Source organism: Nocardioides sp. HB32, assembly GCF_054058995.1.
On record NZ_JBSSBS010000001.1, the window covers coordinates 4,417,406 to 4,443,254 of the forward strand.

The following is a 25,849-nucleotide window of genomic DNA, read 5'->3' on the forward strand; positions in this document are numbered from 1 at the left end:
GGCTCATGAACGAGCTGTGATCTCCTCGACGACGACCGCCGCGCCGTCGACGAGCGCCTGTCCTGGCCGGCGCGCTGCCAGGTCCGGAAGGACCCGGCGCAGCCGTGCGGCGTGGTCTTCGTCCTCGACCTCCCAGTCGAGGGTGATCAGGTCGAACGCGGCCCCGTCGTCGACCCCCATCACCCGATCGACGTTCAGGGTCGCCGAGATCGTGAGCCGCGCAGCAGCGGCGATGTCGGGCTGGCCCAGGATCCGGAGGACCACCAGCGAGGCGGCTGCGAGACCGGCGAGCATGTGCTCGACCGGATTCGCACCGGCGTCGTGCCCGCCGTACTTCTCGGCTTCGTCGATCGTGAACCCGTGGCTGCGCGCGGTGACGGCGAGGCCCTTGGTTGCGTGCGTCGCCTCGACCACCAGCTGCTCACGTCGTGCCGACGTCATCGGATCTCCTCGTAGAAGGTCTGCGCCGGACCCGGCGCCGCGGTCAGGACCTGCGAGAGCCAGGCGATCGCGTCGCCGCCGACGGCGTCGACGTCCGTGCGGGCCGGGCCGTACTGCGGGGCCAGGTAGTGGCTGAGCAGACCCTCTGCGTCCTCGCGCGTCGCGCCCGGCAGGAGCTCGAGGGCGGCGTCGACCGCCACCGGCGCCTGGGACCGGATCAGGCCGAGGGCCTCTCGCTGCGCCTCCACCACCGCTCGCACCCCCGGGTCGTCCGGGGGGACGAGCTCCGTGTCGACGGCGACCCCGGCGGTCGGGAACCTGATCTCGTCCCCGAAGAACACGAGCTGGACGAGCCCCAGCCGCTCCAGGGCGCTGGGCGCGAACGCCGTGCCCACGACGGCGACGTCGGCGGCGCCGGCCCTCAGCGCCTCGAGGCGCTGGCGGTCCCCCTCGGTCCCGACCGGGAAGCGCTGCACGTCGAGAGCCTCGGTGGCGACGCCGCGGTCGCCGAGCACCTTCTCCGTGAACGCCCAGACGATCGATCCGTGGGGGTGACCGGCGACCCGTCCGGCATCGGACCACGAGGTGCCGGGGCGCCCCCACCCCCAGAACAGGGGGTGCAGGGTGTGCACGAGCGCAGCCCGCCAGCTCCGCTGCCCGTTGAGCGTCTCCACCAGCGACCCACCCAGGCCTGCGGAGAGCGCTGCGTCGGGGTGCTCGGCGCCGGACACCGCCCGGACCTCGACGCCGACGCGCCGGTAGCTCCCCGCCCGGACGGCCACCGCGTGACCGATGAGCTCGTGCACGTTCCGGTCACGGTAACCGAGGAGGATCATGACGTCCTTCGTTCTCTATCCTGAACTTGCATCATTATTTCGAACACAGGCGTCCCGCGAAATGTTCCGGCATGCGGCAGCGGCCGCGGCCCCGGGGCGCCACGTCGGCCCGATCTCACATGTACCGTCCGCCGGTGACCTCGGTGACGGTCCCGGTGAGGTACGACGACATGTCGGACGCGAGGAACAGGTTCACGGAGGCCACCTCGGACGGCTCGCCCGCACGCTGGAGCGGGATCTCGGCCAGCTTCGTGTCCCAGATGTGCTGCGGCATCGCCTCGGTCATCGCCGTCCGGATCAGGCCGGGCTGGACGGCGTTCACACGGACGCCCAGGTGTGCCAGCTCCTTGGCGGCGGCCTTGGTCATGCCGACGATCCCGGCCTTGGCGGCCGAGTAGTTGGTCTGGCCGACGAAGCCGACCTTCCCGGAGATCGACGACAGGTTGATGATCGAGCCCGATCGCTGCTCGCGCATCACGGCGGCGGCGTGCCGCAGGCCGTTCCAGCAGCCCTTCAGGTGCACCGAGATCACCTGGTCGAACTGGCTCTCGGTCATCCGCCGCATGGTTGCGTCCCGCGCGATCCCCGCGTTGTTGACCATGACGTCGAGGGAGCCGAAGACCGCGACAGCGGTCGCAACGGCAGCGCCCACCTCGTCGCCGTCCTGCACGTCGCAGCGGACCGCCTCCGCCGCTCCCCGGTCCCGCAGGGCGTCCGCTGCCGCACGCGCGTGCTCCAGGTCGAGGTCCGCGATGACCACCTGCGCACCCGCCTCAACGAATGCCTCCACGGTCGCCAGACCGAGACCCTGCGCCCCGCCGGTGACGAGTGCTGTCCTGCCGTCCAAGAGCTTCACGCTGCTCTCCCCATCGTTCGGTGTGTCGGAAATGGATGTTCGCCGCCGCGAGGTCCGTCAGGTCGTCGACGTCGCGCCGGAGGAGGTCGAGGTCAGCGTCGTCGATTCGATGGGCGCCCTGGGCGGCATGTGCGGCCGCGGAGCCCGGACCGTAGGCGGGCCGCAGCGCGACGCCGGCTCCGGCGAACAGGAGCGTCGTCCCCGTCGACGACCGGTCCGCGATGAACGCCCGGGCGTGCGGCTCCGCCGCCCGCAGCGAGAGGTCGAGCAGCCCGGGGGTCACGAGCGGCAGGTCCGCCGGCACCACCGCCAGGCGCACCGGGCCGTACCACGTGCGTGCGGCCTCGTCGGCGGCGGCGAGCGAGGCGTTCAGCCCGTGGCACCCCGGGTGGAACGCGGTCACGTCGAGGTCGGCGACCTCCCGCTCGTCGTCCGGCTCGTCGAGGACCACCACCACCGCTGCGAACCCTGCCGCGGTCGCGCTGGTCAGCACGGCTCGCAGCATCGCGACCGCCAGCTGCCGCCGGCGAGCGCGCGGCAGGGTCAACCTGCTCTTCGCCTGGTCGAGGTTCTTCTGCGGCACGAGCAGCACCGTGGAGTCACTCATGGCGAACCGACGAAGCCGACGCTGACCGGGAGAACCCGCGGAGCGCTGACGTCGAACGACTCGGCTGCCGCGGCACGCTCTGTACTGACAGGCCCGTACGTCGTGTCACGCTGCCGTGCCGGGCGCCCGGCCAGCGTCGCCATCTCGCGGATCTCGGCGATCGTCTTCATCGAGCCGTTCGACGAGCCGGCCATCCGGCTGATCGTCTCCTCCATCAGGGTCCCGCCCAGGTCGTTCACACCTGCCGCCAAGAGCTCCACGCACTCGTCCGGCGCGAGCTTGACCCACGAGCACTGGATGTTGTCGATCCGGCCGTGGAGCAGCAGACGAGCCATCGCGTGCACTGCCCGGTTGTCGCGCCGGGAGGGTCCGGGGCGTGCCACGCCGGCCAGGTAGATCGGCGAGCTCTGGTGGACGAAGGGGAGCGGGACGAACTCGCTGAAGCCACCCGTCTCGTCCTGGAGACGGGCCAGCAGGCGCAGGTGCCCGACCCAGTGGCGCGGCTCGTCGACGTGCCCGTACATCATCGTCGCGGTCGACGGGATGCCGAGGCGGTGCGCCGTGCTCACCACCCGCACCCACTCGGACGCAGGCAGCTTGCCCTTCGTCAGGATCCACCGGATCTCGTCGTCGAGGATCTCCGCAGCGGTGCCCGGGATGGAGTCCAGTCCGGCGGCCTTGGCCTCCGCGAGCCACTCCTCCACCGAGATGCCCATCCTCGATGCGCCGCTGATCACCTCCATCGGTGAGAACGCGTGCAGGTGGATGTCAGGACTGGTGCGCTTGACCTCGCGCGCCAGGTCGAGGTGGAAGTCGCTCGGCAGCCCAGGGTCGATGCCGCCCTGCATGCAGATCTCGGTCGCCCCGACCTCCCAGGCCTGGGCGACGCGAGCCCTTACCTCCTCGAGGGAGAGGCGATAGGCGTCGGCGTCGGTGGCGCGTTGCGCGAAGGCACAGAAGCGGCAGCCCACGTAGCAGACGTTGCTGAAGTTGAGGTTCCGGTTGACGATGTAGGTGACGGCCTCGCCGACGGTGTCGCGGCGCACCGCGTCCGCCAGCGAGCACAAGGCGTCCAGGTCGTGGTCGTCGGCATGGACGAGCGTCAGGGCGTGCTTCTCGCTGAGGTCGCCGGGCGAGCGCTCGGCGGCGCGGAGCGCTTCGAGGACGTCGGCGTCGATCCGCGCCGGCGGCCTGCTGTGGCGAGCGTCCAGGTGGCGCTCGTCGATCTCCTCGGCGAGCACGTCCCACGAACCGAAGGCAGCGGCGAAGTCGCCACGGGCGATCGTGCGACGACCCTCGTCGTCGATGCCCAGATGGAGGTCGGTCCGCCCGCTCGACAACACCTCGGCGGAGGGAACCTGCCACGGTCGGCCCTCGGCAAGGATGTCGGCAGCGAGCCCGGTGACCGGGTCCGCCAGCGCGCGTACGAACGGCAGCACCCGGTTGTCCACCCAGGGCTCGGGGTCGAGCACGTACTCGGGTTGGATCGCCAGCCGCTCGCCGAGAGTGAAGCCGGCCCGGGAGGTGAGCTCGGCAAGCGCCTCGATCTGGGGCCACGGCCGCTCCGGGTTCACGTGGTCCGGGGTGAGAGGGGAGACCCCACCCCAGTCGTCGATCCCCGCAGCGACCAGCCGGGTGCACTCGGCCGGGTCGCTCAGGTTCGGCGGAACCTGGATGCGCATCCGTGGCCCGAGGATGACGCGCGCCAGTGCGACGGTGGCGAGGTAGTCCTCGACCTCCGCGTCGGGAGCCAGGCGCATCGCCGTGTCGTCCTTCGCACGGAAGTTCTGGACGATCACCTCCTGGATCGCGCCGTACTGGCGCGCGATCCGCCACAGCTCGAACAGCGACTCCACCCGATCGGCGAGCGTCTCGCCGATACCCACCAGGATCCCGGTCGTGAACGGGATGTTGCTGCGTGAGGCGTCCTCGATCGAGCGCAGCCGAACCGCCGGCTCCTTGTCGGGCGAGCCGTAGTGGCAACCGCCGGGCTCGGCCCACAGGCTGGTGGCGGTCGACTCGAGCATCAGGCCCATCGAGCCCGAGACCGGCTTCATCCGCTGCAGCTCGGCCCACGTCATGACACCCGGGTTCAGGTGGGGAAGCAGGCCGGTCTCCTCGAGGACCAGGATCGCCATGGCCCGCACGTAGCCGAGGGTGTCCTCGTACCCGCGCTCGTCCAGCCAGGTCCGCGCAGCGCCCCAGCGATCCTCGGGGCGGTCACCGAGGGTGAACAGCGCTTCCTTGCACCCGAGCTCGGCGCCCCGCCGGGCGATCTCGAGCACCTCGTCAGGCGAGAGGTAGGGCGCCTCCACGCGACCCGGAGTGGTTGCGAACGTGCAGTAGTGACAACGGTCGCGGCAGAGCCGGGTCAGCGGGATGAAGACCTTGCGGCTGTAGGTGACCAGGCCGGGACGGCCGGCGGCCGCGAGGCCGGCGTCGCGGATGCCCGCTGCCGCGGCGCACAGGACGTCCAGGTCCTGGTCGCGAGCCGAGAGCAACACCTCGGCCTCCGCGCGGTCGATCGCCTTCCCCGCCGTGACCCGGGCGAGCGCGCGCCGCAACCCCGGGGCGCTCACGAGCCGACACGCAGGCCCATGGACCGCGCCACGTAGTCGAGCTGCAGTGACGGCGGACCGGCCACGACGCGCGCGATGATCCCGTCCGAGTGGTGCATCGGGAGCGCATGGTCCCGCACGTAGCCGTAGGCACCCTGGATCTGCACGGCCAGCGCCGACGACTCGGCGTAGAGCTGACCGCAGAGGTACTTGGCCATCGTGCTCTCCACCTCGCACGGCAGGCCCCGGTCGAAGAGGTCCGCCGACCTGCGCACCGCGCAGCGCGCCGCGTCGAGCCGCACGTGCATCTCCGCAAGAGGGAGGGAGACCCCCTGGTAGGACGAGATCGTCTTGCCGAACTGCTCCCGCTCGTTCGCGTACGCCACGGTCATGTCGATGACCGCGCTCGAGCTGCCGACGAAGCCCGAGCTGATCATGATCCGCTCCAGCACGAGACGTTCCTTGAGGATCTGCCAGCCCTGGCCGACCTCGCCCAGCAGCGCGTCGGCGGGCAGGGCGACGTTCTCCAGGAAGACCTCGTAGATCCCGCTGATGTTGCGGCCCAGCGCCGGCATCCGCCGGACCTCGACGCCGGGCGAGTCGACGGGCACCAGGAACACGGCCAGGTGATCACGCTTCCGCCCCCCGTCGCCGACCTTCGCGAGCACCTCCATCACGGCGCCCGGGAGGCCGGCGCCCTCGCAGTAGGTCTTCTGACCAGTCAGGATCCATCCCGCCTCGCCCGTCCGGACGGGCTCGGCACGCGTGACCACGCTGGCCGCGTCGGACCCGACGTCGGGCTCGCTCACCGCGATGGAGAACCGGCCCTCACCGCGCAGCACGGGCGCCGCGTACCTGGCCTGCTGCTCGGGGGTGCCCCAGCGCTGGAGGTCGCGGATGCCGCTCAGGTTCAGGTTGAAGAGTGCCACGAGGTCAGAGCTCGACCGACCGATCTCCTCGCACAACGAGGTCAGGAGGCCGGCCGTCCCGTCGATCGGGCCGTCAGCGACGATGTCGTACCAGCCGAGCCGGGCGATCTCCTCGTAGAGCGATCCGGGGTAGGAACCCTCCTCGTCCCAGATCCGCACGTCCCGCTCCGGCGCTTGCTTGGCGAACAGGGCTCGGGCGGTACGGCGCAGCTCGACCTGGTCGTCGGTCTCGAGCGTGGCGGTGTCACTCATCGTTTTTCCTTTCTCGTGCTGAGGAAGAGTTGATCTGCTGCTTCAGGACGCCGAGGAGGTCAGGAGCCGCGCGGGAGAACAGGGCGGCGAGCTCGTGCGCCCGGCTGTCGAGCAGGTCGCGCGGCACCGGCTCGACGAGCCCCTGGAGCGCGACGTCGTCGGCTCGGAAGGACTCCCCCGAACCGAGCAGACGCAGCGAGCGGACCGCCCCGGCGGCCTCGACGAACCGGCGCACGATCGGCTCCGGTGGGAGGAAGCCGAGGGCGAGCTCGGGGAACTTGAACAGTGCCCCTTCGTCCGCCAGCACGACGTCCGCGGCGAACGCCAGGCCCCAACCGCCACCCACGGCGGGGCCCTGGACGACGGCGATGGCGACCGGGAACGAGCTCACCAGGGTGATGGCGTCCTCGATCAGCTGGCGACGCCTGCCGGGCCTGCCACTCGCGGAGCCGTCGTCGGACCGGATGTCGGCACCGGCGCAGAAGGCCGACCCTTCGGCGCGGAGCACGAGGACGGAGATCCCGGCCGCGATGCACTCCTCGAGGCGCCCGATGAGCGCCTCGAGCAGGCCGAGGTCGAGCGCGTTGCGCGCCTCGGGTCGGTTGAGCGAGATGGTCGCCGTCGGCGCATCGAGCTCGAGACGGCACAGCTCCTGCGAGCCGGTGGTCACCACGCTCACATCAACCCCCGGAGGACGTGGGTGGTGAGGAGCTCGACGGCCTCGCGCGGATCAGGACCGACGGGCGCGCCGACATAGGCCTCGGTGAAGCCGGCGGCCTTCGCGAAGTCGAGCAGCTCGCCGAGCGCGGACACGCAGTCGTCCGGAGTGCCCGAGACGACCAGGTGGTCCGCGATGTGCTGGGGCAGGAGCTCCGCGGCGCGGGCGACGCTCTCGCCGTTGTGGACCGCCTCGCGCGTCGCGGCATAGTCCGCCTGCTCGAAGCCGACCGTCTCCAGGTTCTCGTGCGGCTGTTGGCTCACGATCAAGGTCGCCTGGCGCCGAGCCGCGGCACAGGCGGCGTCCCGGTCGAGCGAGACCGAGATGTTGACCCCGTAGATCCGGGCGAAGTCCGGCCGCTCGCTCCTGGCGCGACCCAGCTCCAGGCTGTCGAGGTTGCTGATCGAGTCGAACTGACCGCAACGGAAGGCCGCGAGGCTGTGTGCCGGGAAGTTGCTGGCGCAGATGACGCCGTCGGCGAGCTCGCCGGCCATCTCGAGGACCTTCGGTCCGGCACCGGCCACGATGACACGGACATCGGCGTCGTCGACCCAGGGAAAGTCGACCTTGCCCTCCTCACGCATCCGCAGCCGGGCGCAGGTCAGCGGGTAGTCGCCGAGGCGCACCTGTTCCCCGCGCCACAGCGCACGGCAGAGGGTGATGAGCTCGGCGACCGCGTCGACGGGCCTCTCGCGCGGCATCAGGGCGCTGACCAGGCCACCCCCGGTCCCGATGCCCATGCTGACCCGGCGGCCGGCCGGCATGAACTCGGCGAGGGTGGCCATGGTCGACGCCTGCTCGATCGGGTTGCGGCCGAAGGGGAACGTCACTGCCGTGCCGACGCCGACCCCCGTCCGCGCTGCGACCGCACCGAGCACGGCGGCGACGCTGCGGGACTGCAGCTGGTCGGTCACCCAGACGGTCTCGAACTCTTGGGCGGCCATCTCCGCGACGGCGACCATCTCGGGCGCGCCGGCCCACGCGTGCAGCTGGATGCCTGTGATCATGAGAGCACTCATTTCATTTTACTGAACTTCGATCATCATTGTGAACAGATTATGGACAGGGCGATGCCATGGTCAAGAGCCGGACGCTCAGGAAGCGGCGTAGTCCGGCGCGCTCAGGTAGGTGACGTTGATCGACTCGATCAACGGCCCGTCCTGCTCGGTGGCGGCCTTGATCGCGAGCCAGCGAGGATCCGTGCTGAAGTGCGTCCAGTGGGTTCGGGCGGCCTCCACGCTCGGGAACCTGACGAGGTAGACGATGCGGCCGGGGTCGTCGACGACGTTCCAGAAGCCACGGACGTCGAGGCCCATCTCCTCCCACAGCTCGAAGGTGAGCTCGGCGAACCTCCGGTGCAGCCGGTCCGCGCGCCCCGGGCACGCGACGTACTCACGCAGCTCGTCGATCAACGGTCGATCCCCACGATCGCGACGCCGGAACGCGTCTTGTACCGGCGGTTGACCCCGATGAGCACGGCCGTCAACGGCTCGAGCTGGCCGGCGAGGCGCAGGGCCCCGGCGTCGATCCCTGCCCGCCCGGTCACCGCAGCAGCGAGCTCGAGCACGAGGGACTTCGCCTCGGCGTCGTCGCCGCACACGAGGACGTCCTCGTGGTCGAGCGGCTCCTCGCTCTCCCAGAGCGAGACCGCGGACAGGTGGTGGAAGGCGCCGACCACGCGAGCTCCGGGCACGAGGCCCTGCGTCTGCTCGGCAGCGCTGCCCTCCGCGACGACCAGCCCGTAGGCACCCCGGGCATCGAATCCGAGGGGGTTGACGCAGCTGACGACGACCTTCCCGTCGAGCACTGGCGCCAGCGCCCTGACCAGCGCCTCGTGGCCGTCCCACGGGACCACGATGAACACCACCTCTGCCGAGCTCGCCGCGCCCTCGTTGTCGGTGCCGGTGACCTGCGCGCCGCTCCGCGCCTCGATCTCCGCGGCCGCCTCAGCGGCTCGCTCGGCCGAGCGGGACCCGACGACGACCGTGTGTCCGGCGCGGGCGAGCCAGAGCGCGAGCCCCCGGCCCTGCGGGCCGGTCCCACCGATGATGGCGATCTTGTGAAAAGTCATGTCGATTCTCCAGTTCCTTGGATGCGTGTGAGGGCAGGGCAACAGGACCCGAGGACGTCCATCACGGTGGGTGACGCCTCGAGGGCCGCGAGCCAGGTTCAGCCGACCAAGTCGCTCCGGGTGCCGGCGGTCGGATAGTCAGTAGGGAGGTTCCCGCCGCTGCTGACGGTGATGGAGCGAGCAGCCTCCACGATGTACTCGGACATCTCCTGGACGCTGGCGTCCGTGAGGTCGGACCCCATCGCGAGGAGGGCGATGTACAGGCAGGGCTGCTCGTCCCGGTCGAACACCGGGAAGCCGATCACGTTCAGCTCGGGTCGGTACTCCCCCCATGCCACGCCGAAACCCTGGCTCCGGATCTCGGCGAGGACGGCCTTGTCGACGCCGCGCGGCGCCGGCGCTGTCCCCCAGGCCGCCGAGAGCCTGGCGAGCAGCGGGGCGGTGCGGTCGAACCGCTCACCCACCTCGATCGTGATCTTGATGGCCTTGCGGCTCTCGATCTTGGCGATCGCCGTGAAGTGACCATCAGGCATCGGCTGGATCGCGAGGCACGCCAGCCCACTCTGCTCGGCGAGGCGTTCCATGTAGGGCCGCGCCTCGGTCACGGCCGTCGTCCGGGTGATCGCCGCGACGCCGTACTCGATCAGCACCGAGCCGAGGTTGTAACGCCGCGTCTGCTGGTCGTAGCTCACCAGGTCCTCGGCGACCATCGTCCTGAGCAGGTTGGAAGCGGTGCTCTTCGCCAGGGAGCATCGCTCTGCCAGCTCGGTGAGGCTGGCCCCGTTGCGGCTGCGCACGAGTGCGTCCAGAACCCGGGTCGCTCGGGTCACCGCGGGTACGAGTCCCGTGGGCGCCTCCGCAGACTCCGTGTCGCTCTGCTCCGGTGACCGGCTCTCATCCGTGCTCACTCGTCGTGCCTCCTCTTGATCTGGTCAGTCGACGGTATCGGCACCGACCAGTTCCACGAAGTGGAACAGCGTCCCGTCCGGGTCCTCGGCGAAGAGAAGCTTCCATCCCGTCGTCCCGTCGGCGTCCATCACGGCCTGGGGCTCGGACAGGAACTTCACTCCCGTGGCACTCAGCCGGTCGTACTCACCCTGGATGTCATCGGTCAGGATCGAGAACCGGCACAGACCCGGGTGGATCAGGTCGGTCTGCGAACGGCCTGCCGCCCGCTCGTCGTGCCACTGGATCAGGTCGAGCAGCGCCTCGTCGGCCGAGTCGTTCGGCAGGCGCATGTGTGCGAAGCGCAGCTTGCTCGCGCCGTCGAACATGAAGGCTCGAGCCAGGTTGGCGTCGTCGACCTCCTTGTCCTGGACGACCTCGAAGCCGATCTTCTCGTAGAACTCGATCGTGGCATCCATGTCGGTGACATTGATGCCCACGTGCCAGAACCTGCGCACGGTGATCACTTCCTTTCTCTCTGTGATGTCGTGTGGTGAAGTCAGGTCTCGGTCGCGACGGACTGGAGCACCAGGTGCCGCGAGAGCGAGTCAGGGTCCGCGCGTGCGTCGTCTCCAGCGATGGTCAGGGCGATGTGCCCCCGGGCCATCACCAGGACGCGATCGGCGACGGTCAGCGCGAACGCGAGGTTCTGCTCGACGAGCAGGACGCCGGCGCCGTCGTCGCGCAGGCTTGCGATCACCGACGACAGCGCGCGCAGGACCTGAGGAGACATTCCCTCCGACGGTTCGTCGAGCAGGAGGATTCGCGGTCCGGTCGCAAGGGCGCGCGCCATGGCGAGGGCACTCTGCTCACCGCCGGAGAGGTTGCGAGCGCGCGTGTTCCGTCGCTCGGCAAGCCGTGGGAAGACCGCCGCCACCCGGTCCAGGTCCCAGCCGCCCGAACGACCGGCGAGGTCGAGGGTCTGCTCGACCGTGAGGGTTCCGAAGACGCGTCGTCCCTGCGGCACGACCGCGAGCCCCGCCCTGCTGCGTACGTGCGGTGCAGCCCGGGTGAGCTCGCGACCCTCCACGTGCACCGAGCCACCGTGCGCCGGGACGAAACCCATGAGGGAGTTCACCAGGGTGGACTTGCCGGCACCGTTGCGGCCGACGAGCGCGACGACCTCGCCCGGGGCGACGGACAGATCGAGGCCCCGGACGATCTCGATGTGGCCGTACCCGGAGCGCAGGCTCCTCACCTCAAGCATGTGTCTCCTCCTGGACGGGTTCCGTACCGAGGTAGACCTCTTTCACGAGCGCCGAGACGCCCGGGTCGTCCGCGCGACCAGTCCCGCGGATGGTCCCCTCGGCCATCACCGTCACCGTGTCGGAGAGGGCGAGGGCCATGTCGAGGTCGTGCTCGATCAGCACGATGCTGGTGTTGCGGGGAAGCCGTTCGATGAGCTCGCAGACCCGCGCCGTCTCGGCGGGCGACAGACCTGCCGCCGGTTCGTCGAGCATGAGGACGTCCGGGGACCCGGCGACCGCGAGGACCAGCTCGAGCTCTCGCCGTTCTCCGTACGACAGTGCTTCGACCGGGGCCTTGCCCCTGTCGCCCAGCCCCCACCGCTCCAGGAGCTCCGCGGCCGATCCGTCCAGCGATCTCGACCGCAACGGCCGGATCACGTCACGACGTACCCGCGGTCGTGAAGCGGCGAGCGCGAGGACGACGTTGTCCACCACGCTCATCGTGTGCATCAGGTTGGTCACCTGGAACGTCCGCGCCAGGCCGGCCGAGGCCCGCCGACTGACGTTCCAGCGAGTGACGTCCCGACCGTTCAGGGAGACGCGACCGGAGTCAGGACGGAGGCCTCCGCCGAGGACGTTGAACATGGTCGTCTTCCCGGCGCCGTTCGGTCCGACGATCGCGCGCCGCTCGCCCCTGTCGATCGAGATCGACAGGTCGTGAAGGATCTGGACGCCCCCGAGCCGCACCGAGACCGAGTGTGCTTCGAGCGCCGCAGTGTGCTGGCCCGTGCCGATCACGACACCACCTCCAGCGAGCCTTCGGGCGCGTCGTGGCGTCCGCGCGACGGCGCCAGACGGCGCCGGACGCGCTGGGCGAGGACAGGCGGGTTGAGCAGCGCGACAGCGATGTAGATCCCGCCGAGCACGAGCAGCCAGTGGCTCGTGTGCCGCTGCAGGAGCTCCTGCAGCCACACGACCCCGATCCCGGCGAAGGCAGGGCCCATCAGGGTGCCGGCGCCGAGGACCACCACGAGCAGGGCCTGGATGGAGACGACGAAGTTCAGCTGGGCGGGGCTGGAGAACTGGAGCTGGTAGGTGAGCAGCGCACCCGGGATGGCTGCGAGGACACCGGCGATGACGAAGGCGCCGAGGCGGTAGGCAGTGGTGCGATAGCCGAGCGCCGCCATGCGGGACTCGCTGTCGCGGATGCCGACCAGGACGTGCCCGAACGTGGAGTGGCGCACGGTCCGGACCAGGAGGCAGATGACCAGGAGGGCGATCGCCGAGCACAGGAAGACGTCCTGTGGCGAGACGAGGTACCCGGGAAGCGGCGACAGGCTCGGCGGGTAGATGCCGACGAGGCCGTCGTCCCCTCCGGTCAGCGATCGCCACTTGACCGCCAGTCCCCAGATCATCGCAGTGAACGACAGCGTGATGATCTGGAAGTAGATGCCACGGGTGCGCAGGCTGACGGCGCCGAGGGCGAGGGCGAGGACCCCTGCGACCACGGCAGCCACCAGGAGGCCCACCCACAGGTTGTCCTGGCTCGTGCGGACGGCGAGGACTCCCACCGCATAGCCGCCGGTGCCGTAGAAGGCCGCCTGCGCGAGGGAGGGCATGCCGGCGTGGGTGACGAGCAGGCTGAGGCTCATGCCCAGTCCGCCGGTGACCATGGCGAGGGACCAGACCGAGAGCGCGTAGCCACTCGACCCGTTGCGCACGAGTGCGATCGCGACCACGGCGAGGACGATGCCGATGACGAGCGGACGACTAGGCACTTCGCACCAGCCCTTCCGGACGGAACGCGAGCGTGAGCACCACGATCGCGAAGATGAGGAACAGCGAGACCTCGGGGAAGTACGCCTTGCCGACCGAGTCGCCCACCCCGACGAGGATGCTGGCGACGAACGCGCCCGACAGGCTGCCCATGCCACCCACGACGATGATCGGCAGGGTGTAGAGGATGATCGTGTACTCGACGCCGGGAGAGGCGCCGATGAAGGCCGAGCCGAGCAGCCCGGACACCCCGATCAGGGCGAAGCCGAGCGCGAAGACCGTCCCGAAGAGCCACTCGGGGTTGCGACCGATCGCCGACAGCATCTGGTGGTCGTCCACTCCGGCGCGCACGGCGGAGCCGAACAGCGTGCGGCTCAGGAGCAGCCAGAGTCCCGATGCCACCAGGACACCCGCTGCGATGAGGACCAACCGGTACTCCGTGACGGTGGTTCCCGCCACCGTCACGGAGCCGGAGACCGACGTGGGAAGAGGCAGTGACTGGGCCAGGCCGTGGTAGCGCGCCTGGGTCAGGTCCGCGATCACGTAGATGATGCCGAAGGACAGCAGCACCTGGGGCAACGGATTTCCCCTGAGCCAGGCACGACCCCGCACGAACGCCGCGTAGAGAACGGCCCCGACCAACGCCGCCGAACCGAGCGCGACACCCGCCGCGGCCCAGTACGAGCCGGTCCGCGTGTAGGTCTCGATCGTCAGGTACGCCGTCAGCAGGTAGACCGCACCGTGGGCGAGGTTCACGTAGCGCCCGAGCCCGAAGATCAGGGTCAGTCCCGACGACAGGATGAACAGCAGCATCCCGAACGCCAGGCCGTTGACGACGATCGCCAGCCACTGCCCCATCGCTACTTCTCGCCCTCGAACGTGGCGAGGACCTTGTGGTCGAGGCGCTGCGGGCCCTTGACGACCTGGAAGAGGAGTCCCTTGAGCACCGGGTAGTGCGTGGTCGGGTCGAACGAGAACGGACCCCACGGCGCGTCGACGTGCGTGCCGGCGATCGCCTCGGTCAGGGAGTCCCCGGAGCTGCGGGACTCCTTGATGGCCTCTTCGATCACCTTCGCGGTCGTCCACGCGTTCGCCTGGACGAAGTTCGGCGTCACCTCCGGCGGTGCGGCGGCGGCGGCCGCAGCAGCGAAGGCCTCGTCCGCGGGGCTCGCGGTGCCGGTCTCCGCATAGTGGAAGACCCCTTCGACACCGACGGCGGCATCACCGATCTGGTCGAGGACCAGGCGGGACACCATGGGCCCGAGCCCGATCAGCTGAGCCTTGTCCTTCAGGCCGGCCGCCGCGTACTGCTTGACGAAGCGGACCGCGTCCGCGCCTCCGAAGAAGCCGAAGACGACATCGGCGCCGGAGATCTGGCTCAGGAACGGCCCGTAGTCGGAGGTGTCGAGGGGCGGGTAGACCTCCTTGACGATGGTCCCGCCGGCCGACGTGAAGCCCTCCTTGAAGCCGTCGGCCACGTCGTGGCCCTGGACGAAGTCGCTCGCCATGATGACGGCCTTCTTGTACCCGAGCTCCTGCGCGGCGTACGCCCCGAAGGGCTTCGTCAGCTGCTGGGCGTAGAAGCCGACCGAGTAGGCGGTGCTGAACTCGTCGAGGCCTCCCGGGCCGGGGATCGGGGCGATCTGAGGGACACCCACGCTCTCCAGGTAGGGCGCGACGGCGAGCGTCGCGGCGCCGTTGACGCAGCAGACGATCACGTCTGCGCCCTCCTGCTGGACCAGCTGACGGACCTTGGTGAGGGCGGTCTGCGGGTCGCCGGCGTCGTCGGCCTGCTCGAAGGTGAGCCCGGAGGTGCCGTCGTGGCCGAAGACGCCCTTCATGATGCCGCCGAGCACCGGACCGTACAGGCCGTAGACGCCGGTGGAGGGAGCAACCAGGCCGACGGTCACCTCATCCCCCGCGGCCTTGCCCGTGACCCCGGGCCGCGCGCCGTCCGCGCCGCCGTTCCCGCACGCGGCAAGCAGCGCGAGAGCCGCACCTGCGCCGAGCGCAGCCAGTAGACGTGATCTCATTTCATCTCCTCATGTGATGGGGCTGGTTGATCCGAGAGCTGGGCTTGCGGGCACGACGCGCCGGGGTCGGCGCGTCTCAGGCGTGGGCGGGCAGCTCGCGACGGAGGAGCTTGCCGGTCTCGGTCCGGGGCATCTGCTCGATGGCCTCGATGTCCTGTGGCCGCGCGTGCGGCCCCACGGTCCGGGACACCAGCTCGCGCAGGGCTCCCGCGAGCGAGTCGTCGAGCACGGCGCGGTCCAGTTGGACGAACGCCTTGACGAGCTGGCCGAGCTGCGGGTCGGACACGCCGACGACGGCGGCGTCCGAGACCGCGGGGTGGAGCTTGAGGGCCTCCTCGACCTCGGCGGGTCCGATGCGATAGCCGCGGCTCTTGATCACGTCGTCGGCCCGCCCGACGTACTCGAGCCGCTGCCCGAACGCGCGGCGGGCGAGGTCGCCCGTCCGGTGCCAGCGTTCCTCGACCACCGTGGGCGCTTCCAGCTCGGCGCTCCAGATGCCGAGCATCGCGACCGGGTCAGGAAGGAGCAGCGCGATCTCCCCGACCTCGCCGGGCGCGACCTCCGCCCCGGAGTCGTCGAGGAGCCGGACCGTGTGGCCCGGGTACGGCGCGCCCATGGTGGCGTCGTCAACGGACCCGAGCACCACGGAGTCCCCGATGAGTCCGTTCGCCTCGGTCTGTCCGAACGCCTTGTTGACGGCGGCCGCCAGGTGACGTCGCGCCCAGGCCATCTCGAACCGGCCGGCCGGCTCACCCCCGGTGACGACCGCCCGGAGTCGCCGGCGCGGACCCTGGCCGTGGGCCGCCAGCAGGCGGAGCACCGACGGCGGGAGGAACGCGATCGTCACTCCGAACCGCTCGAGGATGGCGAGGGTCGTGACCGGATCGAACTTCTGCTGCCGGAACGCGACCACCGGCACCCCGAAGCTCCAGGGGATCAGGAGACCGAGCATCAGCCCACCGACCCAGCCCCAGTCGGCGGTGCCGTAGTAGACGTCGCCCTCCTGGTAGAGCTCGAAGGCGAAGTCGACGCCGGCATGACCGAGCAGCACCCGGTTGGCGTGCACGATCCCTTTCGGCTCCCCGCTGGTCCCCGAGGTGTACATCAGGAGTGCGGGGTCGTCCATCCGGGGCACGTGCGGCTCGGCAGGTGCTGAGCGCTTCGCCTCCTGGAGGAGGTCGTCGGCCGACGAGCCGTCGACGGTCAGCACCGCGATGCCGACAGTGGCGACCTCGGTCGCCATCAGCCGACGGCTGCCTGCGGCATCCGTGACCAGGACCAGCGCGCCGGCGTCGCGCAGCCGGTGGGTGACCGAGTGCCCGCCGAGGAGCCGGGGGATCGGCAGGATCACGGCTCCCGCGGTCAGCACACCGCACACGACCTCGGCGGCCGCCTGCGACGGGTCCAGGTACACGGCGACCCGGTCGCCGGGCGCGACCCCGCGGGACGCCAAGGCCCCGGCGATGCGCCGGGCGGCGTCCTGGATGTCCCCGAACGTCACCTCGCCGCACTGGTGGATCCCGGACGTCAGGATCGCGACCCCCCGGGGATCCTGGTCGAAGAGCGCGTCCCTGACCATGGAGTAGCTGGGATCCGGGAGCCAGTCCGACTGGTCCCGGGCGTCCCGCAGTCGCGAGATGACCGTGGGCGCGGTCAGTCCAGTCGCACCCATACGCTCTTCTCCTTGGTGAAGGCGTCGACCGTGGCCTGCCCGAGATCGCTGCCATGTCCGCTGAACCGGAAGCCGCTGTACGGCGACGCGGGGTTGAGCACTCCCCAGCTGTTGACCCAGATGTTCCCGGCGTCGAGGGTCTGCGCGAACCTCAGGGCGCGACCGACGTCACGGGTGAACACGCCCGCGCCGAGTCCGTAGATGGTGTCGTTCGCCAGTGCGATCGCCTCGTCCTCGCCCTCGAACGGCAGGACCGAGAGCACCGGCCCGAAGATCTCCTCCTGGGCGATCCGCATGCCTGCGGTCACGTCGGTGAAGACAGCGGGCTGGTAGAAGAACCCCGGCGCGGCACTGGACGGGTCCGCGGCGCTGCCGGCGGCGAGGGTCGCCCCCTCGGCCACGCCTGCCGTCACGTAGGAGTGGACGGACGTGCGAGCCGCTGCGTCGACGAGCGGTCCGATCTCGGTCTCCCGGTCCTCGGGGTTGCCGACCCGCGCCGCCTCGACCTTCTCCACGACCAGGGCGATGACCTCGTCGTAGATCGGCCGCTCGACCAGCAGGCGGCTCGGAGCGGTGCAGGTCTCTCCCTGGTTGCTGTACATCGCCTGGAACACGACCGAGGCGACGACTGCGGGCGAGGAGTCGCCGAACGCGACCAGCGCGGACTTCCCACCGAGCTCCAGGGACGCCGTGATCAGCCGATCCGACGCCGACCGGCCGATCTGTCGACCGACGTCGGTCGAACCGGTGAAGCTGATCTTCCCGACCCCGGGGTGCTCGACCAGCGCGTTGCCGGCCACCGAACCGCGACCGGGGAGGACGTTCACCAGGCCGGCGGGCAAGCCCGCCTCGAGAGCGAGCTCGCCGAGCGCAGCCGGGACCAGCGGGGCCAGCTGCGCCGGCTTCAGGACGACCGCGTTGCCCATCGCGAGCGACGGCGCGATCTTCCAGATCGCCTGGACCGCCGGGAAGTTCCACGGCGTGATCGCGCCAATCACCCCGATGGGCTCACGCACGGTGTAGTTGAGGAACCGTCCCGGAGCAGGTGTCGTCCTGCCCTCGATCTTCGTGATGAGACCGGCGAAGTACTCCAGGGTCTCGACCATCACCGGGACGTCGATGCCCTGCGACTCACGGATCGGCTTGCCCATGTCGCGGGTCTGCAGGAGCGCGAGCTCGTCGCCGTGCTGCTCGACCAGGGCCGCGTAGCGGACCATCAGCCGAGCACGCTGCGAAGGACGCATGCGCTGCCACTTCCGGGCAGCGGCATGTCCGGATCGGACGGCTCGGTCGACGTCGTCGGCCGACGCCTCCGCGACGGACGCGAGGACGGCGCCCGTGGCCGGGTTGACCGTGTCGAAGCGGGCGCCGGTCGATGCCTCGACGAGCTCACCGTCGAGGACGATGGACACCTTGTCTGTCAGTGCTTCCATCTCCGTCACCACCGATCAGGACAGCCGGTGTGCGGTGGGGAGCACGGCCTCGGCGAGCTCCTGGAGCTCGTCCATCGCCTCGGCGAGCGTCTCGTGCTCGAAGGAGGTGTCGCAGATGAAGTGGCTGACACCCTGCTCGCCGTAGGCCTCGATGGTCTCGGCGTTGTACGGCGCCGTGCGGAGCGGTCGCGCCGTCAGGGTGATCTCGCTCATGTCGCGGCCCGCGCTCTCGACGTGCTCCGTGAGGGTCTTCAGGTAGCCCGCGTAGTCCTCGGGACCGACGGCCAGGGGGTGCCAGCCGTCGCCGATCGCGGCGATGCGGCGCAGCGAGGCGTCGCTGTAGCCCGCGAACCAGATCGGGATCGTGCCGCGCACCGGCTTCGGGTACATCTTGAAGTCGTGCAGGTCGTAGAACTCACCGGTGAAGTCGACCTCGTCCTCGGCCCACATGTGGCGCATGAACCCGACCATCTCGGTGACCCGGCGCCCTCGGTCCTTGAAGGGCGCGCCGAGCGCCTCGAATTGCTCCTTCATCCAGCCGACGCCGATGGCCACCGTGAGCCGTCCGCGGGACAGCACGTCGATGCTGACCAACGTCTTGGCGGTGGGGACCAGGGGTCGCCACGGCAGGATGAGGCACGACGTACCGAGCTCCATGTTCTCGGTCGCCGCCGCGGCCCAGGTCAGGGACGTCAGGCAGTCGAGGTACGGGGTCTCGGGCGCCCAGAGGAACTTGCCGTCAGCGGTGTAGGGGTACGGCGTCTCCACCTTGGTCGGCAGGGCGACGTGATCGGTCATCCAGAGCGAGTCGAACCCGACCCTCTCCGCGAATTGGGCGATCTCCGTGATCGCATCGGGGCCAGCCCACGGGCCTGCGCCCGGGATCCTGATTCCGACCTTCATCTACATGTTCCTCTCGTGAGTGCTTCGGTGGTCATCGGACGACGGACGCGGCCGTCAGCCGATCGACGTCCTCCGTCGAGTAGCCCAGGTCGAGGAGGACCTCGACGCTGTGCTCCCCGACGGACGTCGGTGGCCGGCGGATGCTGCCCGGCGTGTCCTGGAGCTTGATCGGGATCCCCGGGATGCGAAGGGGACCGAGCTCGTCGTGCGCGACATCGACCACGAGGTCCATCGCGCGGATCTGGGGGTGGGCGACCGCCTCGTCGTAGGCGAGGACGGGGGCGCAGATGATGTCGTGGCTCGACAGCAGTGCCACGATCTCGTCGCGGTCGTGCTCGGCGAACCACGGCGCGAGTGCCGCATCGATCGCCGCCGCGTTGGCGAGCCGATGTGCGGCGGTGTCGAACCGCGGGTCCTCGAGGAGCTCGGGCTGTCCGGTCGCGTTCACGAGCTTGGCGAAGTGCCGGTCGTTGAACGCGACCACGTGGACCAGTCCCGAGTCCTTGGTCCGGTAGGCGTTGTACGGCGCGTAGAAGTTGCTCGCGTTGCCCGGCCGTTCCTGGACGTAGTCGGCGAAGAGGTACTGGCCGAACCACGGCGCCTGGAGATGGAAGAGCGCGCCGACGAGCGAGACCGATCCGTTCTGACCCGCTCCCGACCGCTGCCGCGCGAACAGCGCCACGAGCGCGGCGACGGCGACGAGGTATCCGGCAGAGCTGTCGGCGATCGGCGGTCCCGCCTTGATGGCGTCACCGTCGCGCGGCCCCGTCGCGGCCATGAATCCGGTGATCGCCTGGGCGACCGGGTCCATCGCCGGCCGACCGGCCAGCGGACCCTGGTCGCCGTACCCGCTGACGTTGAGCGCGACCAGGTGCGGATGGCGTGCCTCGAGCTCCTCGGCGGTCAGCCCGAACCGCTCGCGGACCGCGGGGAGCATGTTCTCGATGAGGACGTCGGCGCCGGCGAGGAGGCGGTGGAAGACCTCGCGGCCCTCGGCGGTCCGCAGGTCCACCGCGACCGCCTTCTTGTTCCGGTTGACCCCGGAGTAGACCCCGCTCATCCCGTCGCGGCCCGGGCCGAAGGTACGCGACTCGTCACCGCCGATCGGCTCCACCTTGACGACGTCCGCTCCGAAGTCGCCCAGGATCGACGCACCCAGGGGGCCGGCGACCATGGTCGCCGCGTCGATCACCTTGATGCCCTCGAGTGCCTGCACGTCGATCCCTTGTTCATTATCCTGAACCTTCATCAGGATTTCGAACACCGTAGGTCGCCGGGAGACCCGTGTCAAGCGTCACTTCACATCCGGATCCCGACGACGTATGTTCGTTATAATGATCTTTGTTCCTCATCTCGAACACCGAGCCACTCCTGGGAGGCGCACGGACATGCACGAATGGAGCACGGACGCCAGCTGCCTCCACGAAGATCCCGAGCTGTTCTTCCCCCGCGGGGAAGGAAGCCGGGCACAGCGTCAGATCGAGGCGGCCCGCGTCGTCTGCGCGAGCTGCCCGGTGCGCGGCGACTGCCTCGCCTTCGCCGTGACCACGGATGCGCAGTACGGCGTCTGGGCCGGCACCACCCCGCGGGAGCGCCGCCGGCTCCGCCGCCGGGCCGGCCTTGCCGCCAGTCCCAGGAGGGTCGTGCGGCGCACCCTCGCCGAGCTGTCCCAGGCTCGCGACCAGTACGACCTCACGCCGAGGTCGTCATGACGTCTCACCGATCACACGGATCGCACCGAAAGGACGTGGCCCCCATGGCCGCTCTGCTGAAGCTCGTGGCGCACGACGTCGCCCACCTCCTGTGGAGGGGGGTGGTGGTCATCGGCGCTGCCCGGTCCCCGTTCCTGTACGGCGAGCTCCGCGCGCAGGCCCGGTCCGCGCACGTCGGGCCCCTGTTCGACCAGGGCCGCCCGCGCCCTCCTCGCGGCTAGGCGGACGCCTCGACGCCGACGGTCGCAGCGGCCGCGCAGTCCGGGCACGCCCGGTCGTGCGGCACCGTGTCGAATGCGGCCCAGTGCTTCTGCCAGCCACTCGCATCCTGGCCGCACGCGGAACGGGACGTGCCGACCGTCTTGGCATGGACCAGGTACAGCAACGGGTCCATCGGACCGGTCGCCTCGGGCGCCTGCTCCAGCCCGAAGGGTGACGTCGCGAACCAGGGTTCGGGCATCTCTTTCTCCTCTGCTCGGTTGGTCGTGACGGGTCGTCGGTGCGGTCACATGGCTCGGAGGATGTCCCCGACGCGGTCCTTGGCGTCGCCGAAGAGCATCGAGCTGTTCTCCCGGAAGAACAGGGGGTTCTGGACACCGGCGTAGCCGACGGCCATCGAGCGCTTGAAGACGATGACGTTCGATGCCTCCCACACGGTGAGCACGGGCATGCCCGCGATCGGGCTGGTGGGGTCCTCTGCGGCGGCCGGGTTGACCGTGTCGTTGGCGCCGATCACCAGCACGACGTCGGTGGCCGGGAAGTCGTCGTTGATCTCGTCCATCTCGAGCACGATGTCGTAGGGCACCTTCGCCTCGGCGAGCAGCACGTTCATGTGGCCGGGCAGACGACCTGCGACCGGGTGGATGCCGAAGCGGACCTGCACGCCCCGGTCGCGGAGCTTCCGAGTCAGCTCCGCGACGCCGTACTGGGCCTGGGCGACCGCCATCCCGTAGCCCGGGGTGATGATCACCGAGGACGCACCCGAGAGCAGCCCGGCGACCTGCTCCGCGCTCATCTCCCGGTGCTCGCCGACGTCCCCGTCCTCGGCCGGAACGCCGACGATGCCGAAGCCACCGGCGATGACCGAGACGAACGAGCGGTTCATCGCCCTGCACATGATGTACGACAGGTACGCGCCCGAGGAGCCGACCAGGGCACCGGTGATGATCAGCAGGTCGTTGTCGAGCAGGAAGCCGGACGCCGCGGCGGCCCAGCCCGAGTAGCTGTTGAGCATCGAGACGACGACCGGCATGTCTCCGCCGCCGATCGAGGCGACCAGGTGCCAGCCCAGGGCCAGCGCGACGACCGTGACCGCGACCAGCACCCACAATTGCGGGCGGGCGCAGAACCACGCCGTCAGCCCGACGAAGGCGGCGAGGGCGCCGAGATTGAGGAGGTTCTTGCCCGCCAGCGTCAGCGGGGCCGACCTGATCCTCGCGGAGAGCTTCAGGTTCGCGACGATCGACCCCGTGAAGGTGACCGCGCCGATGAACACCCCGATGACGACCTCGGCATGGTGGATGCCGAGCATGTCCTGGGACTGCAGGTCCAGCGCTTCTGCCCCGTGGGCGGCGTGCTCGACGAGCAGGTAGCCGTTCCATCCGACCAGCACGGCAGCCAGGCCCACGAACGAGTGGAGCAGCGCGATGAGCTCGGGCATGCCGGTCATCTCGACCACCCGGGCCCGCCGCAGGCCGATGCCCGCGCCGAGCGCCGTCGCGACGACGAGCACGACGAGGTTCGTGACCGGGACGTTGTCGTGGACCGTCACGGCAGTCGTCGTGGCGAGCGCGAGCGCCATGCCGGCGATGCCGAGCTGGTTGCCGACGCCGGCGGTCTCGTGCCTGGAGAGTCCCCCGAGGGCGAGGATGAACAAGAGGGCGGCCACCAGGTACGCCGCCTGGCTCGCAGTCTCGATGGTCACGGTCAGCTCCTCGAGAACATGGCGAGCATGCGTCGCGTCACCGCGAAGCCACCGAAGATGTTGATGGAGGCCAGCAGCGTCGCCGCGGCAGCGAGCACGATCACCGCCGGCTCGTCGTTGGCCAGGTTGAGCAGGGCGCCGACGACGATGATGCCGCTGATCGCGTTCGTCACCGACATCAGTGGGGTGTGCAGCGCGTGGTGCACGTGGCCGATGACGTAGAACCCGATGACGATCGCCAGGGCGAAGACGGTCAAGTGCGGCAGCAGCGTCGGGGGCGCGAGCGCCGCAAGGAGGAGGAGGGCGAAGCCGAGCGCCAGAGTCCCCCCGAGGCGGTCCGCCGTATTGCGTCTCGCACTCGACGGTGGGGCGACCGCCGGATCGGCGGCGGGGGGCTCCGCGGGAGCTGCCGAGACGTGTACCGGCGGTGGTGGCCAGGTCGGCTCGCCGTGCCGCACGACCGTCATCGCTCGCTGGACGGCGTCCTCGAGGTCGAGGACCAGCCGACCGTCCTTCTCCGGCGTCAACAGCTTCATCAGGTTCACCACGTTGGTGCCGTAGAGCTGCGAGGCCTGCGCCGGCAGTCGGCCGGCGAGGTCGGTGTAACCGATGATCGTGACGCCGTTGGCGGTGACGATCGCGGCGCCGGGGACGGTGCCTTCCACGTTGCCTCCGTTGGCCGCAGCCATGTCGACGATGACACTGCCCGGCCTCATGGCGGCGACGACCTCCGCGGTGACCAGCACCGGCGCGGACCGGCCGGGGATGAGTGCGGTGGTGATGACGACGTCCATGCCAGGGACCGTGGCTGCATAGAGCGCCGCGGCGCGGGAGCCGTAGTCATCGGACATCTCTCGGGCGTAGCCGGTCGCCGACACCTCCACGTCCGCGGACTCGACCGGCAGGTACTCGCCGCCCAGCGAACGGACCTGGTCGGCGACCTCGGGCCGCGGGTCGGTCGCCTTGACCACGGCACCGAGGCTTCCGGCCACACCGATGGCGGACAGGCCGGCGACGCCGGCGCCCACGACCAGGACGTTGGCCGGCGGCATCTTCCCCGCGGCGGTGACCTGGCCGGTGAAGAAGCGTCCGAAGACGTGGGCGGCCTCGACCACGGCGCGGTAGCCGGCCACGTTGGCCATCGAGGAGAGGACGTCGAGCGACTGGGCGCGGGAGATGCGAGGGACCGCGTCCATCGCCAGTGCGGTGATCGGACGCCGCGACAGCGCCTCGACCACGTCGGGGTTCGATGCCGGGCCGAGGATGCTGATCAGGGTCGCACCGTCGCGGAGCCCCTCGAGCTGCTCGTCGGTGGGCGCGTTCACGCCGAGCACGACGCCTGCACGCAACGGGTCCCCGATGACGGCGCCCGCCGCCACGTAGGAAGCGTCGTCGAAGCCGGATCTCGCGCCAGCCTCGGCCTCCACGACGACGTCGTAGCCCAGGGCGGCCAGCTGCCGCACGGTTGCGGGAGTCGCAGCGACCCTGGTCTCCCCCGGGCTCGCCTCCTTGAGGACTCCGATGACGTCCGGGTCGCCGGTGGGCCGGTCGAGGTCGGTGGGTGAACCGCCCGTGGTGTCGATCACGCGACGATGATCGGGCCGCCGAAATCCTGAGTCAAACGAAACGTTCGTTTTTTATCTGGAATCCAGGCGCACAGACGAAACACCCGCGATCGGTCGCCGATGACCGCGTGACACTCAACGTCATCTCTCCGGTGACTCCCCTGAACTAGAGCCGGGCGGCTCGGAGGGGGCAGCGCTCGTCCAGGACGGAGTGCAGCGCCTTGACCAGCAGGTCGATGTCGTCCTCGCTGGCCACGATGGGGGGCGCGAAGCGGACCGTCGAGCCGTGCGCGTCCTTCGCCAGCACGCCCCGCTCGAGCAGAGCCTCGCAGACCTCCCGGCCGGTCATCAGTGCTGGGTCGACATCCACTCCGGCCCACAGCCCGCGGACCCGAACGGCGAGCAGTCCGGCACCGACGAGCGGCGCGAGGCCGCGCTCCAGCCGCTCTCCGAGAGACCGCGCGCGCGCCTGGAACTCGCCGGTGGCGAGCATCTCGACTACCTCGCGCCCGATGGCCGCGGCCAGCGGGTTGCCGCCGAACGTGGAGCCGTGAGTGCCCGGCTGCACGACACCGAGGACGTCAGTGTCCGCGGCGATCGCGGACACCGGGTAGAGGCCACCGCCCAGTGCCTTGCCGAGGATGTAGATGTCCGGCACGACGTCCTCGTGATCGCAGGCGAACGTGCGCCCGGTGCGAGCGAGGCCGGACTGGATCTCGTCGGCGACCATGAGCACGCCGCGCTCGGTGCAGAGGTCGCGGAGGCCACGGAGGAACCCCGCCGGCGGCATCACGACGCCGCCCTCGCCCTGCACCGGCTCGAAGAGCACGGCGACCACTGTGTCGTCGATGGCCTCGGCCACGGCGGCGAGGTCGCCGTACGGCACGCTCACGAAGCCCGGCGTGAAGGGTCCGTAGTCGGCGGTCGCCTCGTCGTCGTCGGAGAAGCTCACGATCGTCGTGGTGCGGCCATGGAAGTTGCCCTGCATCGTGACGATGGTGGCAGCGCCGGGAGCCACACCCTTGACCTGGTAGCCCCACTTGCGACTCACCTTGATGGCGGTCTCGACAGCCTCGGCGCCGGAGTTCATCGGCAGCACCATCTGCTTGCCCGTGAGTCCCGCGAGGGCCTCGACGAACGGGCCGAGCTGGTCGTTGTAGAACGCCCGACTGGTCAGCGTCAGCCGCTGCAGCTGCTCCGTGGCGCAGGCCACGAGGCGCGGGTGGGCGTGGCCGAAGTTGAGCGCCGAGTAGCCCGCCAAGCAGTCCAGGTAGCGCCGACCCTCGACGTCGGTGACCCAGGCGCCGCTGCCTTCGGCGACGACCACGGGCAACGGGTGGTAGTTGTGCGCGGCGTACCGCTCCGTCTGCTCGATGTGCGCCGACGTCGACGTCGCGACGTCACTCTCAGTCGTGGTCACGGGTCTCCACC

The 25,849-nt window shown here is 70.1% G+C and carries 27 protein-coding genes; 2 read left to right on the top strand and 25 right to left on the bottom strand.

Going from position 1 to position 25,849, the window contains the following annotated elements:
* Positions 1 to 3: 3 nt before the first annotated feature.
* From ACVW2K_RS22160 to ACVW2K_RS22260, 21 genes are all read right to left on the bottom strand, one after another.
* The gene (locus ACVW2K_RS22160; protein WP_028637407.1) at positions 4 to 441 is read right to left on the bottom strand and encodes an OsmC family protein; all 438 of its coding nucleotides are present in this window, start codon (positions 439 to 441) and stop codon (positions 4 to 6) included.
* The gene (locus ACVW2K_RS22165) at positions 438 to 1,277 is read right to left on the bottom strand and encodes a hypothetical protein (RefSeq protein ID WP_457204006.1); all 840 of its coding nucleotides are present in this window, start codon (positions 1,275 to 1,277) and stop codon (positions 438 to 440) included. Before ACVW2K_RS22165 ends, ACVW2K_RS22160 begins: the two co-directional genes overlap by 4 nt.
* A 115-nt stretch (positions 1,278 to 1,392) precedes the next feature.
* Positions 1,393 to 2,133 (bottom strand): 3-oxoacyl-ACP reductase FabG, encoded by a 741-nt coding sequence (gene fabG, locus ACVW2K_RS22170; RefSeq protein ID WP_028637405.1) that lies wholly within the window; start codon positions 2,131 to 2,133, stop codon positions 1,393 to 1,395.
* Positions 2,051 to 2,740: a 2-phospho-L-lactate guanylyltransferase gene (gene cofC / locus ACVW2K_RS22175; protein WP_457204007.1), complete on the bottom strand. Its 690-nt coding sequence runs from the start codon at positions 2,738 to 2,740 to the stop codon at positions 2,051 to 2,053. Before cofC ends, fabG begins: the two co-directional genes overlap by 83 nt.
* On the bottom strand, positions 2,737 to 5,319 hold the full coding sequence (locus ACVW2K_RS22180) for a bifunctional FO biosynthesis protein CofGH (RefSeq protein WP_457204008.1): 2,583 nt from the start codon (positions 5,317 to 5,319) through the stop codon (positions 2,737 to 2,739). Before ACVW2K_RS22180 ends, cofC begins: the two co-directional genes overlap by 4 nt.
* A complete protein-coding gene (locus ACVW2K_RS22185; RefSeq protein ID WP_457204009.1) occupies positions 5,316 to 6,479 on the bottom strand; it encodes an acyl-CoA dehydrogenase family protein in 1,164 nt (387 codons plus the stop codon). The genes ACVW2K_RS22180 and ACVW2K_RS22185 overlap by 4 nt, the downstream gene beginning before the upstream one ends.
* Positions 6,472 to 7,149 carry an enoyl-CoA hydratase/isomerase family protein gene (locus ACVW2K_RS22190; RefSeq protein WP_457204010.1) on the bottom strand — a complete coding sequence of 226 codons (678 nt, stop codon included), beginning with the start codon at positions 7,147 to 7,149 and terminating at the stop codon, positions 6,472 to 6,474. Before ACVW2K_RS22190 ends, ACVW2K_RS22185 begins: the two co-directional genes overlap by 8 nt.
* 5 nt (positions 7,150 to 7,154) lie before the next feature.
* Complete coding sequence (locus tag ACVW2K_RS22195; RefSeq protein ID WP_457204011.1) at positions 7,155 to 8,204, bottom strand: LLM class flavin-dependent oxidoreductase; 1,050 nt, start codon at positions 8,202 to 8,204, stop codon at positions 7,155 to 7,157.
* Between the two features lie 87 nt (positions 8,205 to 8,291).
* Positions 8,292 to 8,609 carry an NIPSNAP family protein gene (locus tag ACVW2K_RS22200; protein ID WP_028637400.1) on the bottom strand — a complete coding sequence of 106 codons (318 nt, stop codon included), beginning with the start codon at positions 8,607 to 8,609 and terminating at the stop codon, positions 8,292 to 8,294.
* Positions 8,606 to 9,268 (bottom strand): NADPH-dependent F420 reductase, encoded by a 663-nt coding sequence (npdG, locus tag ACVW2K_RS22205; RefSeq protein WP_028637399.1) that lies wholly within the window; start codon positions 9,266 to 9,268, stop codon positions 8,606 to 8,608. The genes ACVW2K_RS22200 and npdG overlap by 4 nt, the downstream gene beginning before the upstream one ends.
* Before the next feature lie 98 nt (positions 9,269 to 9,366).
* Complete coding sequence (locus ACVW2K_RS22210; RefSeq protein ID WP_457204012.1) at positions 9,367 to 10,176, bottom strand: IclR family transcriptional regulator; 810 nt, start codon at positions 10,174 to 10,176, stop codon at positions 9,367 to 9,369.
* Between the two features lie 24 nt (positions 10,177 to 10,200).
* A complete protein-coding gene (locus ACVW2K_RS22215; RefSeq protein WP_457204013.1) occupies positions 10,201 to 10,653 on the bottom strand; it encodes a VOC family protein in 453 nt (150 codons plus the stop codon).
* Positions 10,654 to 10,712: 59 nt separating this feature from the next.
* Positions 10,713 to 11,420 carry an ABC transporter ATP-binding protein gene (locus tag ACVW2K_RS22220; RefSeq protein WP_028637397.1) on the bottom strand — a complete coding sequence of 236 codons (708 nt, stop codon included), beginning with the start codon at positions 11,418 to 11,420 and terminating at the stop codon, positions 10,713 to 10,715.
* Positions 11,413 to 12,198 carry an ABC transporter ATP-binding protein gene (locus tag ACVW2K_RS22225; protein WP_036570171.1) on the bottom strand — a complete coding sequence of 262 codons (786 nt, stop codon included), beginning with the start codon at positions 12,196 to 12,198 and terminating at the stop codon, positions 11,413 to 11,415. Before ACVW2K_RS22225 ends, ACVW2K_RS22220 begins: the two co-directional genes overlap by 8 nt.
* A complete protein-coding gene (locus ACVW2K_RS22230) occupies positions 12,195 to 13,178 on the bottom strand; it encodes a branched-chain amino acid ABC transporter permease (protein ID WP_457204014.1) in 984 nt (327 codons plus the stop codon). The genes ACVW2K_RS22225 and ACVW2K_RS22230 overlap by 4 nt, the downstream gene beginning before the upstream one ends.
* The gene (locus tag ACVW2K_RS22235) at positions 13,171 to 14,034 is read right to left on the bottom strand and encodes a branched-chain amino acid ABC transporter permease (protein ID WP_028637395.1); all 864 of its coding nucleotides are present in this window, start codon (positions 14,032 to 14,034) and stop codon (positions 13,171 to 13,173) included. Before ACVW2K_RS22235 ends, ACVW2K_RS22230 begins: the two co-directional genes overlap by 8 nt.
* A 2-nt stretch (positions 14,035 to 14,036) precedes the next feature.
* Positions 14,037 to 15,209, bottom strand: coding sequence for an ABC transporter substrate-binding protein (locus tag ACVW2K_RS22240; RefSeq protein WP_457204015.1), 1,173 nt, complete (start codon positions 15,207 to 15,209; stop codon positions 14,037 to 14,039).
* 76 nt (positions 15,210 to 15,285) lie between these two features.
* Positions 15,286 to 16,881 (bottom strand): AMP-binding protein, encoded by a 1,596-nt coding sequence (locus ACVW2K_RS22245; RefSeq protein WP_457204016.1) that lies wholly within the window; start codon positions 16,879 to 16,881, stop codon positions 15,286 to 15,288.
* Positions 16,863 to 18,314, bottom strand: coding sequence for an aldehyde dehydrogenase family protein (locus ACVW2K_RS22250; protein WP_457204017.1), 1,452 nt, complete (start codon positions 18,312 to 18,314; stop codon positions 16,863 to 16,865). Before ACVW2K_RS22250 ends, ACVW2K_RS22245 begins: the two co-directional genes overlap by 19 nt.
* A gap of 15 nt (positions 18,315 to 18,329) precedes the next feature.
* Positions 18,330 to 19,217, bottom strand: a complete 888-nt coding sequence (locus ACVW2K_RS22255) for an LLM class F420-dependent oxidoreductase (protein ID WP_457204018.1) — start codon at positions 19,215 to 19,217, stop codon at positions 18,330 to 18,332.
* A gap of 31 nt (positions 19,218 to 19,248) precedes the next feature.
* Positions 19,249 to 20,466, bottom strand: coding sequence for a CaiB/BaiF CoA transferase family protein (locus ACVW2K_RS22260; RefSeq protein ID WP_051549191.1), 1,218 nt, complete (start codon positions 20,464 to 20,466; stop codon positions 19,249 to 19,251).
* Between the two features lie 139 nt (positions 20,467 to 20,605).
* Here ACVW2K_RS22260 and ACVW2K_RS22265 point away from each other — a divergent pair, with 139 nt between their 5' ends.
* Together ACVW2K_RS22265 and ACVW2K_RS22270 are read left to right on the top strand one after the other, a co-directional pair.
* Positions 20,606 to 20,929, top strand: coding sequence for a WhiB family transcriptional regulator (locus ACVW2K_RS22265; protein ID WP_457204019.1), 324 nt, complete (start codon positions 20,606 to 20,608; stop codon positions 20,927 to 20,929).
* Positions 20,930 to 20,973: 44 nt separating this feature from the next.
* Positions 20,974 to 21,150, top strand: a complete 177-nt coding sequence (locus ACVW2K_RS22270) for a hypothetical protein (protein ID WP_155992058.1) — start codon at positions 20,974 to 20,976, stop codon at positions 21,148 to 21,150.
* Here ACVW2K_RS22270 and ACVW2K_RS22275 read toward each other — a convergent pair.
* The 4 genes from ACVW2K_RS22275 to rocD form a co-directional block, all read right to left on the bottom strand.
* Positions 21,147 to 21,389 carry a hypothetical protein gene (locus tag ACVW2K_RS22275; RefSeq protein ID WP_457204020.1) on the bottom strand — a complete coding sequence of 81 codons (243 nt, stop codon included), beginning with the start codon at positions 21,387 to 21,389 and terminating at the stop codon, positions 21,147 to 21,149. The two genes, ACVW2K_RS22270 and ACVW2K_RS22275, sit on opposite strands and share 4 nt — an antisense overlap.
* Positions 21,390 to 21,434: 45 nt before the next feature.
* Positions 21,435 to 22,853 (bottom strand): Re/Si-specific NAD(P)(+) transhydrogenase subunit beta, encoded by a 1,419-nt coding sequence (gene pntB, locus ACVW2K_RS22280; protein WP_457204021.1) that lies wholly within the window; start codon positions 22,851 to 22,853, stop codon positions 21,435 to 21,437.
* Between the two features lie 2 nt (positions 22,854 to 22,855).
* A complete protein-coding gene (locus tag ACVW2K_RS22285; protein ID WP_457204102.1) occupies positions 22,856 to 24,436 on the bottom strand; it encodes a Re/Si-specific NAD(P)(+) transhydrogenase subunit alpha in 1,581 nt (526 codons plus the stop codon).
* Positions 24,437 to 24,584: 148 nt separating this feature from the next.
* Positions 24,585 to 25,838, bottom strand: coding sequence for an ornithine--oxo-acid transaminase (gene rocD, locus ACVW2K_RS22290; RefSeq protein WP_457204022.1), 1,254 nt, complete (start codon positions 25,836 to 25,838; stop codon positions 24,585 to 24,587).
* Between the last annotated feature and the right edge of the window lie 11 nt (positions 25,839 to 25,849).

What these genes read in the sequence shown, in the direction of transcription:
- ACVW2K_RS22160 (WP_028637407.1), bottom strand. Translation starts at nt 441, where the DNA reads ATGACGTCGGCACGACGTGAGCAGCTGGTGGTCGAGGCGACGCACGCA.
- ACVW2K_RS22165 (WP_457204006.1), bottom strand. Translation starts at nt 1,277, where the DNA reads ATGATCCTCCTCGGTTACCGTGACCGGAACGTGCACGAGCTCATCGGT.
- cofC (WP_457204007.1), bottom strand. Translation starts at nt 2,740, where the DNA reads ATGAGTGACTCCACGGTGCTGCTCGTGCCGCAGAAGAACCTCGACCAG.
- ACVW2K_RS22185 (WP_457204009.1), bottom strand. Translation starts at nt 6,479, where the DNA reads ATGAGTGACACCGCCACGCTCGAGACCGACGACCAGGTCGAGCTGCGC.
- ACVW2K_RS22195 (WP_457204011.1), bottom strand. Translation starts at nt 8,204, where the DNA reads ATGATCACAGGCATCCAGCTGCACGCGTGGGCCGGCGCGCCCGAGATG.
- npdG (WP_028637399.1), bottom strand. Translation starts at nt 9,268, where the DNA reads ATGACTTTTCACAAGATCGCCATCATCGGTGGGACCGGCCCGCAGGGC.
- ACVW2K_RS22220 (WP_028637397.1), bottom strand. Translation starts at nt 11,420, where the DNA reads ATGCTTGAGGTGAGGAGCCTGCGCTCCGGGTACGGCCACATCGAGATC.
- ACVW2K_RS22235 (WP_028637395.1), bottom strand. Translation starts at nt 14,034, where the DNA reads ATGGGGCAGTGGCTGGCGATCGTCGTCAACGGCCTGGCGTTCGGGATG.
- ACVW2K_RS22240 (WP_457204015.1), bottom strand. Translation starts at nt 15,209, where the DNA reads ATGAGATCACGTCTACTGGCTGCGCTCGGCGCAGGTGCGGCTCTCGCG.
- ACVW2K_RS22245 (WP_457204016.1), bottom strand. Translation starts at nt 16,881, where the DNA reads ATGGGTGCGACTGGACTGACCGCGCCCACGGTCATCTCGCGACTGCGG.
- ACVW2K_RS22250 (WP_457204017.1), bottom strand. Translation starts at nt 18,314, where the DNA reads ATGGAAGCACTGACAGACAAGGTGTCCATCGTCCTCGACGGTGAGCTC.
- ACVW2K_RS22255 (WP_457204018.1), bottom strand. Translation starts at nt 19,217, where the DNA reads ATGAAGGTCGGAATCAGGATCCCGGGCGCAGGCCCGTGGGCTGGCCCC.
- ACVW2K_RS22260 (WP_051549191.1), bottom strand. Translation starts at nt 20,466, where the DNA reads ATGAAGGTTCAGGATAATGAACAAGGGATCGACGTGCAGGCACTCGAG.
- ACVW2K_RS22265 (WP_457204019.1), top strand. Translation starts at nt 20,606, where the DNA reads ATGCACGAATGGAGCACGGACGCCAGCTGCCTCCACGAAGATCCCGAG.
- ACVW2K_RS22270 (WP_155992058.1), top strand. Translation starts at nt 20,974, where the DNA reads ATGGCCGCTCTGCTGAAGCTCGTGGCGCACGACGTCGCCCACCTCCTG.
- ACVW2K_RS22275 (WP_457204020.1), bottom strand. Translation starts at nt 21,389, where the DNA reads ATGCCCGAACCCTGGTTCGCGACGTCACCCTTCGGGCTGGAGCAGGCG.